Annotated in this window: 18 protein-coding genes; 7 read left to right on the top strand and 11 right to left on the bottom strand. The window is 65.1% G+C overall.

Annotated features, from left to right (window positions below):
• Nucleotides 1–332: 332 nt before the first annotated feature.
• The 7 genes from LLJ08_RS03660 to LLJ08_RS03630 all read left to right on the top strand — a co-directional run bounded on the left by LLJ08_RS03660 (nucleotide 333) and on the right by LLJ08_RS03630 (nucleotide 6,703).
• Nucleotides 333–1,145 carry a CbbQ/NirQ/NorQ/GpvN family protein gene (locus LLJ08_RS03660; RefSeq protein WP_014819171.1) on the top strand — a complete coding sequence of 271 codons (813 nt, stop codon included), beginning with the start codon at nucleotides 333–335 and terminating at the stop codon, nucleotides 1,143–1,145.
• Nucleotides 1,129–1,716: a cytochrome c oxidase subunit 3 gene (locus LLJ08_RS03655; RefSeq protein WP_228208238.1), complete on the top strand. Its 588-nt coding sequence runs from the start codon at nucleotides 1,129–1,131 to the stop codon at nucleotides 1,714–1,716. Before LLJ08_RS03660 ends, LLJ08_RS03655 begins: the two co-directional genes overlap by 17 nt.
• Nucleotides 1,717–1,719: 3 nt before the next feature.
• The gene (locus LLJ08_RS03650; protein ID WP_014819169.1) at nucleotides 1,720–1,968 is read left to right on the top strand and encodes a cytochrome C oxidase subunit IV family protein; all 249 of its coding nucleotides are present in this window, start codon (nucleotides 1,720–1,722) and stop codon (nucleotides 1,966–1,968) included.
• A 169-nt stretch (nucleotides 1,969–2,137) separates the two neighbouring features.
• Entirely contained in the window at nucleotides 2,138–3,319 is a 1,182-nt protein-coding gene (gene nirJ, locus LLJ08_RS03645; protein WP_228208237.1) for a heme d1 biosynthesis radical SAM protein NirJ, read from the top strand.
• A gap of 70 nt (nucleotides 3,320–3,389) precedes the next feature.
• A complete protein-coding gene (cobA, locus tag LLJ08_RS03640) occupies nucleotides 3,390–4,226 on the top strand; it encodes a uroporphyrinogen-III C-methyltransferase (protein ID WP_014819167.1) in 837 nt (278 codons plus the stop codon).
• On the top strand, nucleotides 4,217–5,740 hold the full coding sequence (locus tag LLJ08_RS03635) for a nitrite reductase (RefSeq protein WP_228208236.1): 1,524 nt from the start codon (nucleotides 4,217–4,219) through the stop codon (nucleotides 5,738–5,740). Before cobA ends, LLJ08_RS03635 begins: the two co-directional genes overlap by 10 nt.
• Nucleotides 5,741–5,842: 102 nt before the next feature.
• On the top strand, nucleotides 5,843–6,703 hold the full coding sequence (locus LLJ08_RS03630; RefSeq protein ID WP_014819165.1) for a LysR family transcriptional regulator: 861 nt from the start codon (nucleotides 5,843–5,845) through the stop codon (nucleotides 6,701–6,703).
• A gap of 24 nt (nucleotides 6,704–6,727) precedes the next feature.
• On the opposite strand, the gene LLJ08_RS03625 is transcribed toward LLJ08_RS03630, so the two are convergent.
• The 11 genes from LLJ08_RS03625 to nosZ all read right to left on the bottom strand — a co-directional run bounded on the left by LLJ08_RS03625 (nucleotide 6,728) and on the right by nosZ (nucleotide 19,113).
• Nucleotides 6,728–7,867, bottom strand: a complete 1,140-nt coding sequence (locus LLJ08_RS03625) for an HPP family protein (protein WP_179485726.1) — start codon at nucleotides 7,865–7,867, stop codon at nucleotides 6,728–6,730.
• A gap of 95 nt (nucleotides 7,868–7,962) precedes the next feature.
• Nucleotides 7,963–9,405, bottom strand: coding sequence for a cytochrome-c oxidase, cbb3-type subunit I (ccoN, locus tag LLJ08_RS03620; protein WP_228208235.1), 1,443 nt, complete (start codon nucleotides 9,403–9,405; stop codon nucleotides 7,963–7,965).
• A 269-nt stretch (nucleotides 9,406–9,674) separates the two neighbouring features.
• Entirely contained in the window at nucleotides 9,675–10,784 is a 1,110-nt protein-coding gene (locus LLJ08_RS03615) for a methyl-accepting chemotaxis protein (RefSeq protein WP_228208234.1), read from the bottom strand.
• A 10-nt stretch (nucleotides 10,785–10,794) separates the two neighbouring features.
• Nucleotides 10,795–11,538 carry an SDR family NAD(P)-dependent oxidoreductase gene (locus LLJ08_RS03610; protein ID WP_228208233.1) on the bottom strand — a complete coding sequence of 248 codons (744 nt, stop codon included), beginning with the start codon at nucleotides 11,536–11,538 and terminating at the stop codon, nucleotides 10,795–10,797.
• 117 nt (nucleotides 11,539–11,655) lie between these two features.
• Nucleotides 11,656–12,846 carry an NnrS family protein gene (locus LLJ08_RS03605; RefSeq protein WP_042927105.1) on the bottom strand — a complete coding sequence of 397 codons (1,191 nt, stop codon included), beginning with the start codon at nucleotides 12,844–12,846 and terminating at the stop codon, nucleotides 11,656–11,658.
• 329 nt (nucleotides 12,847–13,175) lie between these two features.
• A complete protein-coding gene (gene tatA, locus LLJ08_RS03600) occupies nucleotides 13,176–13,358 on the bottom strand; it encodes a twin-arginine translocase TatA/TatE family subunit (protein WP_014819159.1) in 183 nt (60 codons plus the stop codon).
• A gap of 51 nt (nucleotides 13,359–13,409) precedes the next feature.
• Nucleotides 13,410–13,982, bottom strand: a complete 573-nt coding sequence (locus LLJ08_RS03595) for a nitrous oxide reductase accessory protein NosL (protein ID WP_228208232.1) — start codon at nucleotides 13,980–13,982, stop codon at nucleotides 13,410–13,412.
• 29 nt (nucleotides 13,983–14,011) lie between these two features.
• The gene (locus tag LLJ08_RS03590; RefSeq protein ID WP_228208231.1) at nucleotides 14,012–14,842 is read right to left on the bottom strand and encodes an ABC transporter permease; all 831 of its coding nucleotides are present in this window, start codon (nucleotides 14,840–14,842) and stop codon (nucleotides 14,012–14,014) included.
• A complete protein-coding gene (locus LLJ08_RS03585) occupies nucleotides 14,839–15,765 on the bottom strand; it encodes an ABC transporter ATP-binding protein (RefSeq protein WP_179485722.1) in 927 nt (308 codons plus the stop codon). The genes LLJ08_RS03590 and LLJ08_RS03585 overlap by 4 nt, the downstream gene beginning before the upstream one ends.
• A complete protein-coding gene (locus LLJ08_RS03580; RefSeq protein ID WP_104099086.1) occupies nucleotides 15,762–17,072 on the bottom strand; it encodes a nitrous oxide reductase family maturation protein NosD in 1,311 nt (436 codons plus the stop codon). Before LLJ08_RS03580 ends, LLJ08_RS03585 begins: the two co-directional genes overlap by 4 nt.
• A 127-nt stretch (nucleotides 17,073–17,199) precedes the next feature.
• Nucleotides 17,200–19,113 (bottom strand): TAT-dependent nitrous-oxide reductase, encoded by a 1,914-nt coding sequence (gene nosZ / locus LLJ08_RS03575; protein ID WP_042927108.1) that lies wholly within the window; start codon nucleotides 19,111–19,113, stop codon nucleotides 17,200–17,202.
• Nucleotides 19,114–19,146: the final 33 nt, after the last annotated feature.

Genomic DNA, 19,146 nt, shown 5'->3' with positions numbered 1-19,146 from the left:
CCTTCTCTCCTATGGGAGCGCTTCTGGCGACTCCTGCTAGTTACGGCGGTGTGGCAGTTCCCGGGGACTTCTTCTTTTTGCGATTTGGATGCTATGAGAGCGCCGTTGCGAAGACGCTTGACGACAATCAAGAGAGCCCCCGGCACCCCCTCAGCGTGACGCCTTGTCGCGGGCGTAACGGGTCGAAACGTCTGGAATCGGCTTCGATTGGCCGGCATCAGGTGCGGGACTTGATCGCAATCAAGCTTTGCCGGCGGATGGCTTGAGAGGGGTCGGTGGGGCCGGTAGCTTGGCGATGGAAATAACCAACTGCTGCCGTGAGGTACTTGCCTGTGAATGCGATTGAAATCCCGACTGCCGCCGGCACGCCTGACGCGCCCTTCTACCAACCGCTGGGCAACGAGGAGCAGCTGTTCCAGCAGGCCTGGCAGCACGGCATGCCGGTGCTGATCAAGGGCCCGACTGGCTGCGGCAAGACCCGCTTCGTGCAGCACATGGCGCATCGGCTGAACCTGCCGCTGTACACCGTGGCCTGCCATGACGACCTCTCCGCCGCCGACCTGGTCGGTCGTCACCTGATCGGCGCCCAGGGCACCTGGTGGCAGGACGGCCCGCTGACCCGAGCGGTGCGCGAAGGCGGCATCTGCTACCTGGACGAAGTGGTCGAGGCGCGGCAGGACACCGCCGTGGTACTGCACCCGCTGGCCGACGACCGCCGCGAGCTGTTCATCGAGCGCACCGGCGAGGCGCTCAAGGCGCCGCCGGGCTTCATGCTGGTGGTGTCCTACAACCCCGGTTACCAGAACCTGCTCAAGGGCATGAAGCCAAGTACGCGCCAACGCTTCGTGGCGATGCGCTTCGATTACCCGCCGGCCGCCGAGGAGGTGCGCATCGTCGCCAACGAGGCGCAGGTGGATGACGAACTCGCCGCTCAGGTAGTCAAGCTCGGCCAGGCGCTGCGCCGGTTGGAGCAGCATGATCTGGAGGAAGTCGCCTCGACCCGCCTGCTGATCTTCACCGCGCGGATGATTCGCTCCGGCATGACGCCGCGTCAGGCCTGCCTGGCGTGCCTCGCCGAGCCGCTGTCGGATGACCCGCAGACGGTCGCCGCGCTGATGGATGTGGTCGATGTCCACTTCGCCTGAAGCCACCAGCCAACTGTCCCGGCGCCTGCCGGGCGATCTGGCGATGTGGTTCTTCATCCTCGCCGAGCTGACCGTCTTCGCCATCCTGATCCTGGCGTTCGCCGCCACGCAGATGCTCAATCCGCAGCTGTTCAGCGAGAGCCGCGCGGCGCTGGACAGCTCCATCGGCCTGGCGCTGACCCTGAGCCTGCTGACCTCAGGCCTGTTCGCCGCCCTGGCGGTGGAACAGGTACGCGAGGCCAGGTCCGGGCGCGCGACGCTGTTGCTGCTCGCCGCGCTGGGCTCGTCCTGCGTCTACGTGGTGCTCAAGCTCAACGAGTACAGCCACCTGGCCGGGCTCGGCCTGGGCATGGAACACAACACCTTCTTTACCCTGTACTGGATTCTGACCGGCTTTCATTTCCTGCATGTGCTGCTGGGCATGGTGATTCTCGGATGGCTGGCCATGCGCTGCCGCCGCGGCGCCTACAGGCCGGACGAGCACAGCGGCCTGGAATCCGGAGTGCTCTACTGGCACATGGTGGATATGGTCTGGGTGCTGCTGTTCCCGCTGGTCTACGTGCTGAGGTAAGTCATGTCTGCTTCGAAGATTCTGGTGGCCTGCTGGCTCGGTCTGGCACTGCTGTCGGTTTCCACCGTGCTGCTGGGTAATGCCGGCGCCACGCTGGCATTGGCTGGTGCCGTTCTGCTCACGGCGTTCGGCAAGGCCTGGCTGATCACCGACGGTTTCATGGAGCTGCGCCACGCTCCGCGGGCGTGGCGTCTGCTGCTGCTCGCCTGGCCGCTGGTACTGGTGCTCGGCGTGCTGCTGACCCTGCTCTGACCAACGGTACACCGCCGCAAGAAGCTGACGATGCGGTCAGCCACGCCCCGCGACTTTTATTGTTTCCGATCAAGGCCAGCCCTACCCCGCTCGTTGATCCTGCTGCTCAAGGAACGGGCGCCCGAGACGGCGCGCCCGGTGAGATACGCTGCCGAAGCGGAGCCGCCCCATGTTGAGAATCAGCCATTACCTGCGCGCCCTGGCCCAACCGGCCACCAAGGTGCTCGGTGCCCGCAGCGCCAGCGGCAAGCGCCCACCCGTGGTGATCTGGAACCTGCTCAGGCGCTGCAACCTGACCTGCAAGCACTGTTACGCGACCTCCGCCGACAGCGAGTTCCGCGACGAACTGGATACCGCCGAGGCGCTGAAGGTGATCGACGATCTGCACGAAGCCGGTGTGCGCGTGCTGATACTCTCCGGCGGCGAACCGCTGCTGCGGGCCGACATCTTCCAGCTGGCCGATTACGCCCGTGAAAAAGGTTTCTTCGTTGCGCTGTCCACCAACGGCACGCTGATCGACGAGAGCAACATCGAGCGTATCGCCGCGGCGCAGTTCGACTACGTCGGCATCAGCATCGACGGCCTGGAGGCAGTGCATGACGAATGGCGCCAGCTCAAGGGCAGCTTCGCCGCGTCCATGCATGCCATCGACCTGTGCCGCCAGCGCGACATTCGCGTCGGCCTGCGCACTACCCTGACCCAGAACAACTACCCGCAGCTGCCGGCACTGCTGGCGCTGATGCGCGAACACGACGTGCAGAAGTTCTACCTCTCGCACCTCAACTACAGCGGCCGCGGCAAGCGCAGCAGCAAGGCCGACGCCCATCACCAGATGACCCGCGACGCCATGCGTCAGCTCTTCGAGCAGGCCTGGGACGACGTCCAGCACGGCCGCGAGACCGATTTCGTCAGCGGCAACAACGACGCCGACGCGGTCCTGCTGCTGCAGTGGGTCGAGGAGCGCCTGCCCGAGCATCGCGACCGCCTGGAAGGCATGCTGCGCGCATGGGGCGGCAACGCCTCCGGCAGCGGCATCGCCAACATCGACAACATCGGCGACGTGCACCCGGACACCTACTGGTGGCAGCACACCGTCGGCAACGTGCGCCGCCAGCGCTTCAGCGACATCTGGCTGAACGAGCCGGCGCCGCTGCTACAGGAGCTGCGCCAGCATCCGCGCGCGGTCGGCGGTCGCTGTGCCGACTGCCGCTGGCTGGCGATCTGCAACGGCAACACCCGTACCCGCGCCTGGGCGCAGGGCGATCTGTGGGCCGAAGACCCGGGCTGCTACCTCTCCGACGAGGAGATCGGCCTACCCGCCGCCGAGCGCATTCCCAGCATCGCCATCTGACCGATCGAGCGGCCGACCAAGCGCCGCAGCAACGCACTCCGTAAGCCCGATGAGAATTCAGGAGCACCGCATGGACCAGCCACTCACATTTCCCGCCTCGCTGAGCGCCGCGTTCGCCCCGGGCGAAGTCGCTCTGGTCGGCGCCGGACCGGGCGACCCCGGCCTGCTTACCCTGCGAGCCTGGAGCCTGTTGCAACAGGCCGACGCGGTGGTCTACGACCGCCTGGTCAGCGACGGGTTGATGGCGTTGCTGCCGGCCGACTGCAGCCGCCATTACGTCGGCAAGACCAGTGGCTACCACAGCCTGCCGCAGCCGGAGATCAACCAGCTGCTGGCCGACCTGGCCCTGCAGAACAAGCGCGTGGTGCGACTCAAGGGCGGCGACCCGTTCATCTTCGGCCGCGGTGCCGAGGAACTGGAATTCCTTCTGCAGCGCGGTATCGACTGCCAGGTAGTGCCGGGCATCACCGCCGCGGCCGGCTGCAGCGCCTATGCCGGCATCCCGCTGACCCACCGCGACCTGGCGCATTCCTGCCAGTTCATCACCGGCCACCTGCAGACCAACGGCGAGCTGCACCTGCCCTGGGATGCCTTGGCTCAGGGCGGGCAGACGCTGGTGTTCTACATGGGACTGGCCAGCCTCGGCGAGATCTCGCGCAACCTGATCGCCGCCGGCCTGCCGGTGGACACGCCCGCCGCACTGATCGGCAACGGCACCCGGGAGAACCAGCAGGTGGTGCGCTGCACGCTGCGCCAGCTGCCGAGCATGGCCGACGAGCAGCACCTCACGCCGCCGACCCTGACCGTGATCGGCCGGGTGGTCGGCCTGTTCGCCGAGCGCCAGGTCCAGCACCCGGCGCGGCTGCACGGTGATCCAGCCCCGCAAACGGAGGCCTTATGCAACTGATACCCGCCCTGCTGCTGGCCGCCGCGCTGCCGGCGGCCACCTTCGTCGCCCTCGACCTAGCCATTCCGCGGGCTGCCGCGGCGACCCAGCCAGCCGACAGTCAGGCGCTGTATGAACAGCACTGCCAGAGCTGCCACGGCGTCAATCGTCTCGGCGGCGCCGGCCCGGCGCTGTTGCCGGAAAGCCTCAGCCGCATCAAGCCGGCCGAAGCCCAGGCGGTGATTCGCGACGGCCGTCCGGCGAGCCAGATGGCCGCCTATTCCCACGTGCTTAACGAAGCGCAGATCACCGGCCTGGTCGACTACCTCTATCAGCCCTCTGCCGTGCCGCCCACCTGGAGCGACGCCGACATCCGCGCCAGCCATCGCATTCTCAAGGACGTCGCCACGCTGCCAACGACCCCGCAGCACGGCGCCGACCCGCTCAACCTGTTCGTGGTGGTGGAAGCCGGCAATCACCACGTCCGGGTGCTGGACGGCGATCGTTTCGAGGAGCTGGCGAACTTCCAGTCGCACTTCGCCCTGCACGGCGGGCCGAAGTTCTCGCCGGACGGCCGCTTCGTCTACTTCGCCTCCCGCGACGGCTGGGTCAGCGTCTACGACCTGCACAACCTGAGCATGATCGCCGAGGTTCGCGCCGGGCTGAACACGCGCAACCTGGCGGTCAGCAACGATGGCCGCTGGGTGCTGGTGGGCAACTACCTGCCGGGCAATCTGGTGCTGCTCGATGCCCGCGACCTGTCGCTGGTCAAGCACATCCCCACCGTCGGCCAGGATGGCACGCCGTCACGGGTCAGCGCCGTATACACCGCGCCGCCGCGCGACAGCTTCGTGGTCGCGCTGAAGGACGTGAAAGAGGCCTGGGAGCTCTCCTACGCCGGCGAGCCGACCTTCGAACCCCGGCGCATCGAGGCCGCCGATTACCTCGACGACTTCTCCTTCACCCCCGACTACCGCCACCTGCTGGCCACCTCGCGCAAGGCCCACGGCGGCCAGGTGATCGACCTGGATACCGGCAAGGCGGTCACCGACATCCCGCTGCCAGGCATGCCGCACCTGGGTTCGGGCATCTACTGGAAACGCGACGGCAAGTGGGTGTTCGCCACGCCCAACGTCAGCAAGGGGCTGATCTCGGTGCTGGACCTGGAAACCTGGAAGCTGATCAAGGAGATTCCCACCGAAGGCCCGGGCTTCTTCATGCGCAGCCAGGCCAACTCGCCCTATGCCTGGACCGACGTGTTCTTCGGCCCGAACAACGACGCCGTGCACCTGATCGACAAGCAGACTCTGGAAGTCGCCCACACCCTGCGCCCGATGCCGGGCAAGAACGCCGCCCACGTCGAGTTCACCAACGACGGCCGCTACGCCCTGCTCAGCGTCTGGGACACCGACGGCGCCCTGCTCGTCTACGACGCCAAGACGCTGGAGGAGGTCAAACGCATCCCGATGAACAAGCCCTCCGGCAAGTACAACGTCGGCAACAAGATCGAGTTCGCCGAAGGCACCTCGCACTGATCGTGAGCGGATCGCCCACCGATTCAAGGTGGGCGCCCCCACGACGGTCACAACCCCCTACAATCATCGGCTCCGTCACGTTCACTGCATTTAAGGTCGACCATGGATATTGATCTCGCCCGCACCTTTCTCGAGATCATTCGCAGCGGCAGCTTCATCGCCACGGCCGAGCGCCTGCACATCACCCAGACGGCCGTCACCGCGCGCATACAGAACCTGGAAAACCAGCTGAGCTGCCGGCTGTTCGTGCGCAATCGCGCCGGGGCGCGGCTGACGGCCGATGGCGAGCGCTTTGCCGCCTATGCCCGCCAGCTGGTGCAGACCTGGGAGGCCGCGCGGCGCGACCTGCCGCTGCCACGGGGTTATGGCGAACTGCTCACGCTCGGCGCCGAGGTGAGCCTGTGCAACCCGCTGATGCTGGCCTGGGTCCAGCGCCTGCGGCAAGCGCTGCCGGGCCACGCCGTGCGACTGGAAGTGGGCAGCGGCGAAGAGCTGCAGAAGAAGCTCGACCTCGGCGTGCTCGACGCCGCGCTGGTACACCAGCCGGAGTACCTGCCCGGTCTGCAGGTCGAACAGCTGCTGGAGGAAAAGCTGATCCAGGTGGTGCAGGCACAGAATCCCACGCCGTATCTGTACGTGGATTGGGGGCCGGCATTTCGCAAGCAGCATAACCAGGCGCTGCCCGAATACACCCGCGCCGCGCTGTCATTCAGCCTCGGGCCGCTGGCCTTGCAGTATCTGGTGCAATGCGGCGGCCGCGGCTACTTTCGCACCCGCGTGGTCCAGCGCTATCTGGAAGAAGGCGTTCTCAAGCGAGTGGAGCAGGCGCCGGAGTTCAGCTATCCGGTCTACCTGGTGCATGCACGCGCCAGCGAATCGCCCGCCTTGCTCAAGGCCGTCGAACTGCTGCGCGAAGTAGCCCTCGACGATTACGACTGGTCACGCTGGTACTACGATATCTGAGCGTCGCGCCGGACTCGTGGCCGCTCAGTCCGGCAGCTGCTTGAGCCAGTTGCGGTACAGCGCGGCGATCAGATCCGTCTGGGTAATCATGCCAACCAGCCGCTGTTGCGCATCGACCACCGGCAGGCAGTGCAGGCCGCGATCCGAGAGTAGATAAACCAGTTCGACCATGTGCGTATCGGCGGTCACCGAGACTACTGGCGAACTCATGATCGCGCGTAGCTTGGTGCCGCGCAGGAAGTTCAGCTGACCGAAACTGAGCCGCCCGGGCCGCGGGTGGAAGTGCTTGAGCAGGTCCACCTGGGTGACGATGCCGACCAGCCGATGGTCGTCGCCCTGCACCACCGGCAGCGAGCGCAGCCGGTGCACCTGCAGGGTCTGCCAGGCCTGCTCGATGAAGGTATCCGGCGTGTGCCAGTACAGATCGCGTGACATCACGTGCGCCGCGGTGATCTCGCCCATGCTGCGCCGCAGGGCGTGCTTCTCGGTCTGCTTGATCAGCCGTTCGAGGTCGTCACGGGTGACGTCGACATACTCGCCGAATTCCTGCAGCGCGCGATCCACGTCGTCATGGGTGAAGCTCATGCGCTCGCCCGGCGGCAGGTCGCGGGTGTGATGACTGTTCTCGCGGCTCAGCCGCGGCTTCGGATAGGGATGCCCGGTCAGGTTGTTGTAGACCAGCGCGACCGCCACCAGGAGCGCCGAATAGAACAGCACCGGCCCGACCAGCGCGTAACCCAGCTGATGCAGCTCCGGGCTGCCCACCGCCGCCACCAGCGCCAGCGCGATGCTCGGCGGATGCAGGCAGCGCAGATAGAACAGACAGAGCAGCGACAGGCAAGCCGCCAGCGCCAGCGAGGCGATACTGGGCAAGCCGCTCATGCCCAGACTGATGCCGATCAGCGCCGCCAGCAGATTGCCAACCAGAACCGCCCATGGCTGGGCGAACGGGCTGGACGAGGCGACGAACACCAGCACCGCCGAGGCGCCGGCTGGCCCCATGATCTGCAGGGTCAGCGAACTGCCGACCAGCATATAGCCGCTGCAGAACACCAGCGGCATGACGATGGCAACGCCGAGGGCGGCGCGCAACCACTCCTTCGGCGAAGCATTCAGCGGGGCGGGAAGGAACGAGCGAATCCAGAGGGCGAAAGAGTCGTGCATTGGTCCTGCTTGTGTCGAAATCGGAGAGGCCGCCCGACGGGCGGTGGAGCGGTCCGTCCCTGGACCTGTTTTGAGCGAGATAGCTGCCCGGGCGTTCAGCTGGCCAGCAGCGGCGCTGCCTGCGGCACGCGCTCGTCGCGGCGGGTGCGCACGGTCAGCCAGGTGTTCAGCGCCATCAGCACCATGCCGCTGGCGAAGATGGCGCCGCCGGCCATGCGCACGATGTAGCCGGGATGGCTGGCTTCCAGCGCCTCGACGAAGGAATAGGTCAGCGTGCCGTCTTCGTTGATCGCCCGCCACATCAGGCCCTGGGTGATGCCGTTGACCCACATCGAGGCGATGTAGAGCACCGTGCCGATGGTCGCCAGCCAGAAGTGAGCATTGATCAGACCGATGCTGTGCATCTGCTCGCGCCCCCACAGCCGCGGAATCAGGTGGTACAGCGAGCCGATGGAGATCATCGCCACCCAGCCCAGCGCCCCGGCGTGTACGTGGCCGATGGTCCAGTCGGTGTAGTGCGACAGCGCGTTGACCGTCTTGATCGCCATCATCGGGCCTTCGAAGGTCGACATGCCGTAGAACGCCAGCGAGACCACCAGGAAGCGCAGGATCGGGTCGGTGCGCAACTTATGCCAGGCACCGGAAAGGGTCATCATGCCGTTGATCATGCCGCCCCAGCTCGGCGCCAGCAGGATGATCGACATCACCATGCCCAGGCTCTGCGCCCAGTCCGGCAGCGCGGTGTAGTGCAGATGGTGCGGGCCGGCCCAGATGTAGATCGAGATGATCGCCCAGAAATGCACGATGGACAGACGGTACGAGTAGATCGGCCGCCCCGCCTGTTTGGGCACGAAGTAGTACATCATCCCGAGAAAGCCGACCGAGAGGATGAAGCCCACCACGCTGTGCCCGTACCACCACTGCACCATCGCATCGGTGGCGCCCGAATACAGCGAGTAGGACTTGAGCGGCCCTACCGGCACCAGCGCGTGGTTGATGATGTGCACCATGCCGGTGACGATGATGAAGGCGCCGAAGAACCAGTTGCCGACATAGATGTGCCGGATGCGCCGGCGGGCGATGGTGCCGAAGAACAGATAGGCGTAGAGCACCCAGATCAGCGTCACCCAGAGTGCGATCGGCCACTCCATCTCGGCGTATTCCTTGGACGTGGTGTAGCCCAGCGCGTAGCTGATCGGCATTGCCACGCAGGCTGCCTGCCAGCCCCAGAAAACCAGCGCCGCCAGCCGATCGGAGATCAGCCGGGCATGGCTGGTGCGCTGAACGATGTAGAAGGACGAGGCGAACAGCGCGCCGCCACCGAAGGCGAAGATCACCAGATTGGTGTGAATCGGTCGCAGCCGGCCGAAGCTGGTCCAGGGCAGGTCGAAGTTCAGCTGCGGCCACACCAGCTGAGCGGCGATGAATACGCCGAGGCCCATGCCGAGCACACCCCAGACCAGCGTCATCAGGGTGAACTGGCGCACCACGTGGTAGTTGTAGGCAATCGGTTCGGGACTGTTGTGCAGTTCGCTCATGCTCGCCAGGCGGCCGACGCGGGCGCCAGGGAACGAACATCGAGATCTGCCAGCGCAGCGCTGGCAATGGTCGACGGACCGGCACGCCGCATCCGCTCGCCGCTCCTCCTGGGATCGGTTCATATCGAGCGCGGCGGATTGCCGCGCAGACGGAATGCGTGCGCATTGTCTGCGGCGCTTTAAATGTTATCTAACGAATAGTATTGCTCGATAAGCGCAATATTTTTGCTCCAACGACATCAACGGCAAAAACGCGGGCGTCTGTACCATCAGGCCGCGCGACTCGCCCCTTTCTCGTACTGATCGACCACGGCGGTGACGATACGCATCACCTCCAGGTTGGCGTCCTCCATCTGGCCAAGGTGGCGCAGCGCGGTTTCCAGCGCGTCCTGAGCGAATGCATCCAGCGCCGCCTGCCCTTGGGCATGCACCGCCGTGTGGGGCCGCTCGATCTGCCGGAAGCAGTCCAGCGCCTGGATGTCGCGGTTGCCTTCGCCGTAATACCAGCGGCCGAAACGACAGTCGCGCTCGCTCGGCAGCTGCGGAATCGGCTGTGCCTGGTCGCTCAGCAGGTGGTTGTACACCACGAACTTCAGTGACAGCTCGTCGAGATTGGCCAGCTCGATGCCGGCACGGAAGGAAGACGCGGCGCTGCTGCCACACATCGCCCCGGCCAGCTGGTAGAGCGTACGCATTGCCTCGACCGCCACCTCGGTGGTTCGGCTGAAGCCCTTGGCGTGGCTGCCCTGCAGCTGGATGTAGTCATGCACATTGCGGATTTCGGCCTGCACTTCGCCAATCTTGCGCACGATGTCATCGGTCGCCAGCGCGGTCTTTTCCGCCAGGCTGCGAATCTCCCCGGCGACAACCGCGAAACCACGCCCGGCCTCGCCGGCACGCGCCGCCTCGATCGCGGCATTCAGCGCCAGCAGATTGGTCTGGCTGGCGATGCCGCTGATGAGATCGACGATGCCGTTGATCTCCTGCGAGCGCTCGGCAAGGGTATCGACCTTGCGCGAGGCCAGGCCGAGGCCGTCCTCCATCTCGGCGGCCTTGCCCTGCAGCTCGCCGAAATGCTTCTGGTTGCTCAGCGCCGCGGCGGCGACCTCGCCGGCACGGGCCTTGTTGTCGCCCAACTGCCCGGTGAGAAACTCGAACGACTCGCCGAGGTGGGACACGGAGGTGCTGAAGCGAATCAGCCTTTCCGACACGCCCCGGTAATAGTCGAGCTGTCGCTGGCGTTGCTGGCTGGCAGCCTCTGCCGCCTGCAGCTGTTGCTCCAGCGCGACGACGCGCGCCACCTGTTCGGCGTGACTGGCCTGCAGCGCATTCAGCTCCTGCTCCAGGCGCGTCGCGCTGTTCTTCCACTTGAACCACATGCGCTACACCTCAGCTGACGGTGTAACCGTTGTCCACCACCCAGTCCTGGCCGAACACGCCGCGCGCGCCCTGGGACAGCTGGAACAGGATGACGTTGGCCACCGCCGCCGACTCGAGGAAATGCCCCGGCAACAGACGCTTGGTGACGCCCTCGGCGACCGCTTCGAGCTGATCGTCGTTGAGCCCCAGCGAGCCCCAGATGGCGGTGGCGGTCGGGCCGGGCGAAACCATGTTGATGCGTACATCCAGCGGCGCGAACTCCACCGCCAGCGTGCGCGCCTGCGCCGCCAACGCCGCCTTGCTGGCGATGTAGGCCGCCAGCCCGGGGAAGGTCGAGCGGATCAGGAAGGTGCCGACGAAGACCACCGAGGCCGGCTTGGCCAGCTCGGTGCGCAACGCAGCGAAGGTGTTCAGCGCACCGGCGCCATTGACCGCCCACTGCCGATCGAAGGCGGCCATGTCCAGGCCATCGGCCAGCTCGGCGATACCGGCGTTGGGCACCAGGTAGTGCACCGGTCCCATCTGCGCGGCACGGCGCGCCAGCTGGGCCAGATCGTCAGCCGAGGTGACATCGCCGCTCAGCCACTGCAGCTGGTCGGCGTGGGTTTCCAGCAGCGGTTCGAGACCGCCGATGCTGCGCGACATCGCCAGCACCCGAGCACCGCGCTGCAGCAAAGCCGCGCACAACGCCAGACCGATTCCGGAACTGGCGCCGGTGACGACAGCCAGACGATCCTGAAACTCGCTTTTCATCATCATCTCCGAGCTCGGCGCACGCCGAGTCACAAGCCGCCTCGCGGCAGCGGTTCTAAGGCTTGGTATTGACGGGCAGGCGCAACGGGCACCTGCCCCGGTGAAACGATTCGGTGCTCAGCCCGGATGGCCGTCGACCCGCGGTGCGACCAGCATCGGCGCGTAGCGCCAGACATACAGGGCGAAGGCTGCCGCCCAGCAGGCCGCCGCCAGCCACAGACCGCCGACCGGCCAGATGACGGAGAGGAATACCCGCGCGGCCGTACCCAGATTGAACAGCACGAAGGCGCCGATGATGCCCGCCGGCAACTGCAGTGGCCGGCCGGTGTGGCCGAGGGTGACGCGGGCGATCATCGCCAGGATCAATCCGCCCATGGAGCCGACGCTCAGCGCATGCAGCGAAGGGCTGGACTGCGCCAGCAGACCAAAATGCCAGAGCGCCAGGCCGAATGCCGCGACCACCAGCCAGAGCATCGCCAGGTGCAGCGACCAGAGCAGGCCGACCTTCCATATACCGTGGTCGTACCAGCGTGCCAGGCGCAGCAGATGGCCGACGCCGATGGCGACGAACAGCAGGCCCAGCAGCGGATGCGGCTGCAGGGCGACGCCGAAGGCGTGCAGCAGCGCGACGATCCCGGTGCCCACCAGCAGGGCGACATCCAGCCAGACCCAGGGCTTGACCGCCTCGACCTTGCCCAAGCCGCGCTGAGTGAAGAACGGAATCACCCGGCCGCCGATCAGCGCCATCAGCGCCGCGACCAGCCACAGCCCGGCGAGCACGCCCTGGCGCTGCAGCGCATCGTTGTCCTGCAGCAGGCCGACCAGGATCAGCACATCCGCGCCGAACATCAGCGTCAGCACCACCACGATCGGGTAGTTGCGCTTCTGCCGTACGGCCCAGAGCATCCGCCCCATCATCCAGACCAGCGCCAGCAGGAACAGCAGATCGAGTGGCGCCAGCCATACCGCCGGCAGGCCGAACAGCCAGCCCAGACGCGCCGCCAGCCAGATCACTGCCAACCCCATCAGGCGATTGCCGGACGGGGCCGTCTGGCCGGTCCAGGTCTGCACCGCGGTGAGCAGAAAGCCGGCGACGATTGCCATGGCAAAACCGAACAGCATTTCGTGACGATGCCAGGCCAGCCAGCCACCGGTGGGCTGAAAGCCCGGCCACAACCCGGTCCACGCGGCGACCCAGAGCGGAATCGCCAACAGCGCGAACAGGCTGCCGGCGAGAAAGAAGGGGCGAAAGGCGAGCCGCCAGATAGGCGGAACACTCAGGGCTTTTCGCCGATCGATAACTTGCACGGAAGGGCCTCCAGACTTTCTATGTCCGGCAGCACAACGAACGCGCGCCGGACGAATGATCGCTCCCGTTTACAGGAGCCAGGATTACTTTCTACAGGGTAGGCGCCATCAACAGACTTGATTGCGATCAGATTTTCGCGGAGGCGGCGGGAAAGTGACGGTCGGCGCCCGAAGACCGCCTGCAGACGCACCGTTGCGGTGCGAAACGGCCACGATTATCGAGCATTGAAGCCGCTTGGGCGGCTCTCAACGGTGACGGGCATGCGCCTCCCCGGCAGCGCGCAAGCGCCGTGTTAGGGGAGGCTGGCCGAGCGAAGTGGTCGCTGTGCTTACTTGATTTCCTGCTTGACCGTCTCGGCCTGGGTGACGCTGTCGCCATCACTGACCGACTTGCGGAAGCCGCTGATCGCGCTGCCCAGGTCGGAGCCCAGGCCGCGCAGGCGCTTGGTGCCGAACAGCATGACGACGATCAGAAGAATGATCAGAAGTTGCCAGACGCTGATACCCATCATTGTGCTTACCTCGAATGTGTCGGAAGACTGGTTACGGCCACTGAGTAGGACTCAGTGCCCCTGGTGTGCGTTGTGTGCATCGCTGGGCATGTGCTCGTGCATGCCGCCGTGCTGCATGCTCGCTGCTTCCTGCAGCAGCGCCTGATCGATCTGTTCGAAACGCAATACCCGGCCACCGTGTTCCTCGGCGAGGCGCATGGCGGCCTGCTCTTCGGCGAAGGTCGCCAGCGACGCCCCCATGGCGCCCTTGAGCGACGTACCGATCACATAGTAGGCGCTGGTTGCGTCGATCAGGTGACTGTCATCCGGCTTGTCCCAAACGCTACGGCCCATATCGTGTACATACAGCCTGGCATCGAGCAGACGGTTCTCCGGCTGCAGCCACCAGCCGAGCATCTCGGCCGTGGAACAGAACTTCTTCACGCCGCCCTTCTCCACCGCCTGGCCCTTGGGCCCGGGGAAGTCGCTGATGATCATGCCGCACACGTGACACTCGTCGGAGTCATGGAAGGCCACTGGCTCGAGCGATTGCTGGACCTCCTCCTTCTCGCCGCAGCCGGCCAGGCCGAAGGCGAGCAACATGGCCAGGAGCGTTCCGGCGCCGATGCGATGCAGTGCGTTCATAGAGGGATTTCCTTTTCGATTCATGGAAGTCAGGTCAGGCGCCGGCGAAAGATGCCGTACGCCAGCAGCAGCGACACGCCGATCCAGGCCAGCAGACATAGCCAGAGCACCGAGGCCGGCACCGGCAGATCGGCGCCCAGCGACAGCACACCCATGGCACTGCCGCTGCCTTCGAAGCCGGACAGGTTGATCAGGCGGTAGATGTCGGTGGGGTTTAGCAGCAGCAGCCAGGGCAGCAGTTCCGGGTTGAACTTGCCTTCGCTGAGCACCAGCAGCGCAAGCAGGACCAGATCGAACACCAGCACGAAGAGAAACCACACCCCGAGCGCCAGCCCGGCGGCGCTGGACTTCTCATTGACCTTGCCGCTGAGCACGTAGGCGAAGGCAAGAAACACCCAGCCGAGCAGCGTCGAGGAGATCATGAAGCGGCCGAACGCCCAGAACAGTATGCCGAGCTCGACGCCTTCGACCAGCACGGCGATGGCCAGCGCCGCGCAGCCGAAGCCGATCAGCACCGCCAGGGCGAGGATCAGCCCGTGGCCGACGAACTTGCCGAGCAGGATCTGCCCGCGCCCCAGCGGATAGGTCAGCAGCAGCATCAGCGTGCCGCCCTCGTCCTCGCCGACGATGGCGTCATAGGCCAGCAACAGCGCGATCAGCGGCATGAGAAAGGTGGCCAGACTGGCCAGGCTGGCGATGGTCGCCGGAATCGAGGTGAAGCCAAGCTGGCCGGAGGCCGCGGCGCCCAGCCAGGCGATACCCACCGCCAGCACCGCGAAGAGCAGGCTGATGGCGAGCAGCCAGCGGTTGCGCAGGCCGTCACTGAGTTCCTTGCGGGCGATGTTCCAGACCTGGTTCATACGCGACCCTCCTGGGCGCGCACATCACCGGCGCGCTCCATGTAATAGCGATAGAGGTCTTCCAGCGACGGCTGGTGGATCTCGATGTCCTCCGGCTCGCTCTCGCCCAGCAGCTGGCGCAGCAGCACCAGCTTGTGGCCGTTGACCGCAATCACTTCCAGACTCGATTCGCTGAGACCGCGGGCGCTGTGCCCGGCATCGGTCCAACGCTGCAACCAGCTGTCGCGCTCGCTGACGCCACTGGCACGGATGCGCACCGGCAGCCCGGCCTCGGCACGCAGTTGCGACAGGCTACCGACGGCCTGCAGGCGGCCCTTGGCGAGGATCGCCGCGCGGTTGATGTGCGCCTCGACGCCCGGCAGCACGTGGGAGCAGAGAATGATGCTGGTGCCGCGCTGACGCAGGCGGTCGATCAGCAGATAGAGGTCCTGGGTGGCGATCGGGTCAAGGCCAACCGTGGGTTCGTCGAGCAACAGCAGACGCGGCTCGCCAAGCAGCGCCTGGGCCAGGCCGAGACGCTGGCGCATGCCCTTGGAATAGGTTTTCACCCGGCGATCGGCGGCATGGGCCAGGCCGACCTGCTCGAGCAGCTCATCCACCTGGCTCAGCGCGGCGCCCTTCAGGCGGGCGAAATGGCGCAGGGTTTCGCGGCCGCTCAACTGCGGATAGAAGGTCACGTTCTCCGGCAGGTAGCCAAGCTGGCGACGCACCTGCGGATCGTTCGGCGCACGGCCCAGGACTTTCACCTGGCCCTCGCTCGGCGCGAGCAGGCCGAGAATCAGCTTCATGCTGGTGGTCTTGCCCGCACCGTTATGGCCGAACAGCCCCAGCACCTCACCTTCACCGAGGTTCAGATTCAGATCGTGCAGCACGGTCATGCTGCCGTAACGCTGGCTTACGCCCTGGATCTCGACGGCGTTCATGACGTTGGTTCCTGCTTGTCAGTAAGGAGTTTTTCAGTGGGCAGCTTCATCAGCGGATGGCTGTCCTGTACGCCCGGCGACTTGACCACCGGGAAGGCCCGCTGCACCCAGCGCAGCACTTCGATGCTCGGGCTGTTCATCAGCAGACGCACCTGTGGATACAGCCAGAGCAGGCGGTCGACGTTGTCGTTGGGTTCGTAGGCGACATCGCCCAGCCCGTCGTCATTGCGGTCCCAGCCCAGGTAATCGCTCCAGTAGTTGCCGCGACCATCCACCGACCACTCCTGGGTGCGGGTGGCGACGTACTTGACCTGCTGCTGGTTGCCGACGAAGGCGTTGCCGGCGATACGGTTGTCTTCCGAGCCGGCGGTCAGGTGGATACCCAGCGAGCTTTTCTCGAAATGGTTGTTCTCGATGGTATTGAACAGCGAGTTGTAGATGAACAACGCCTTGCCCTCACCACCGCTGATCATGCTGTCGCCACCGGTATCGCCACGCTGCACGTCGCTGACGAAGTTGCCGGTGATGGTCGAATAGGTGATGTAGTTCATCAGGATGCCGTAGTTCTGATCCTGCTCGGAGCGGTTCCCCGTAACGATCAGCTTGCGGCTCTGCATCAGCGCGTAACCGGTGCGGGTACGGCGGGTGATGTTGTCGATCACGCTGTTGTCGTTGGCGAACATGTAGTGCACGCCGTAGCGGACGTCCTCGATGACGTTGCCTTCCAGATGATTCCCGTTGGAGGTGTCGATATAGATGCCATCGCGCACGTCGCGCACCTGATTGCCGACCACCCGAGCACCTTTCACGGCAAACAGATGGATGCCGTTGCCACGGTCCTGCGAGCGAACGCCGGCGTCGCCGTCGATCTGGTTGCCGATCACCTGCACATCGCTGGTGCCATCGACGAACACGCCGAACCCGGGGCCACGCATGCGGTTGTTGCTGATCTGCGCACGCTTCGCAGCAGGCAGGATGAATATTGCCGAATCCATCGCGGTGAGGTCGGCGCCCCACTCGCGCAGCGTGCAACCTTCGACGAGCACGTCGGGCGCGCTGATGAGCAGGCTGCTGCCCTGGCCTTGCGACTGGATGACTGCACCCGGCTCGCAACGCAGCTGCATGGGCTGCTCGATGGTGAACTGCCCCTGATATTCCCCGGCAGGCAAGCGCCAGCGGTTCTCACCATCGGGCTGCAGCGGCAGGGTTGTGATCGCTTGCGGTGCCGCCTGGGCCACACCACTGAATAAAAGCAGCAGCGAAACTGCCGCTGAATACCGCGAGAAAGTAGCCTGAGCTTTGAACACTGCGTTTTGACCTTCTTCAGCTTGCAGGCGAACGGCGGTTACCGGAAGGGCCGCGGCTGCATGCCGAAGCCCTTCGCGAAATCACGACACCATCGCCCGACCGCAAACGGGCGATGGTTGGAGCAGCTTACGCGGGCTCGACCAGCATGCGGCCGACCATTTCCATGTGCAGTGCATGGCAGAACCAGCTGCAGTAGTACCAGTGCAGTCCCGGCTTGTCAGCCACGAAGGTAATGGAAGAGGTCTGCTGCGGGCTGATCTCCATGCTCGCACCGTGATTGACCATGACGAAACCGTGGGACACGTCTTCGATCTGGTCGATGTTGGTGATGGTCACGGTGACTTCATCGCCCTGCTTGACGGTGAATTCCTGCACACCGAACGCCGGCGCCATGGAGGTCATGTACACACGCACCTTGTTGCCGTCACGGATGACCTTGTTGTCGGCGTCCAGGTTGATGCCATCCTTCTTCGCCCGCTCCAACGTCGGCGCGAAGAACGGATCGTTGCGGTCCCAGATCTTCTTGGTCTTGATCTGGTCGCGGCGGGCCATGATGCAGTCGTGCGGCTCGGCATAAGTCGGGCCGTCATGCACCAGTTTCATCTCGTCGCCGGAAATGTCGATCAGCTGATCGTTCTCCGGATGCAGCGGGCCGGTCGGCAGGAAGCGGTCCTTGCCGAACTTGCACAGCGCCACCAGCCACTTGCCGTCGGCTTCGCTGGTTTCGCAAAGCGAGGCATGGATGTGGCCAGGCTGGTAGTGCACATCCAGCTTCTGCTTGATGTAGTTGACCTTCTCGCCCTTGTAGGCGCGGACCGCGTCGGCCATGTTCCACTTGACCACCTGGCTGTCGATGAACAGCGTGGTGTAAGCGTTGCCGCGACCGTCGAAGGTGGTGTGCAGCGGGCCCAGGCCCAGTTCCACTTCGGCGGCGATGGTGTCACGCGGATCGGCCAGTTTGCCGGCGAACAGATCGGGCAGCTTGGCGATCTCGATCATCGACACGGTCGGCGAGAGCTTGCCGTTGGCGATGAAGTACTTGCCGTCGGAGGAAGTGTTGCAGCCGTGCGGGTTCTTCGGCACCGGAATGTAGCGGGTGAACTGGCTGTCCTTCTCGGCCTTCTTGCGGCCGTCGAGCACCGGCACCTTGGAGTCGCCGAGAGTGATGAACTTGCCGGCCTTGACTGCCTTTTCAGCAGCCTCGATGTCGAACACCACGACCCAGTCACGCTCGTTGCGCATCATGCCGCCGAGGTCGTAGGCCTTTTCCGAGTTGTAGCAGGTGGCAGCGGCGAAGCGGCCGGTGTAGTCGGCGTCGGTGTTGTCGAGGTTGCCGTCGACGATGATCTGGAAGGCCATCTCCATCTTTTCGGCGTCGATGACGTTGTACATGGTGTAGCTGTTTTCATCCTGCAGATCGAAGACCTTGCCGTCGTTCGGATGCGGGATGACGAATTCGGCGTTGGCGAACACGTACTTGGTGTACGGCACCTTCTGCAGACGCAAACCGTGGATGGCCTGGCAGTTCGGCACGGTGATCATCTTGTCGCACTTCATGATATCCAGGCGGATACGGGCGACGCGGGTGTTGGCCTTGTCGTTGATGAACAGGTACTTGCCGTCGTACTTGCCGTCGGTCATGGAGATGTGCGGGTGGTGGCAGTCGCCATTCAGGAACTTGGCGCTGTCGCCCATGATCGCGCGGCTTTCGTTGGTCAGGCCCCAGCCGGTGGCGGAGTCGACGTTGAACACCGGGATGCGCATCAGCTCGCGCATCGACGGGATGCCCATCACACGGACTTCGCCCTGGTGGCCGCCGCTCCAGAAGCCGTAGTAGTCGTCCAGGTCGCCCGGCGCGACGTGGATGTTCTGCCGCGCGTCCTTGACCGCTGCGGCCCAGGACTCACGGCTCATCACCGCGCCACCGAAGGCAGTGGCCGCAACGGCCGCGCCGGTAACCGCGCTGGCGCCGAGGAAGCCACGACGGCTCATGCCGCCCTTCTCCAGCACCTCGGGATTGTTCTTGCTCTTGTCACTCATGGGGTTTCGCTCCTTTGGGACATCTGCTTCAAA

This window comes from Stutzerimonas chloritidismutans (assembly GCF_020783375.1).
Lineage (GTDB): Bacteria > Pseudomonadota > Gammaproteobacteria > Pseudomonadales > Pseudomonadaceae > Stutzerimonas > Stutzerimonas kunmingensis.
Note: the sequence above shows the minus strand (reverse complement) of the source record. Positions and strands in the feature narration are given on the sequence as shown.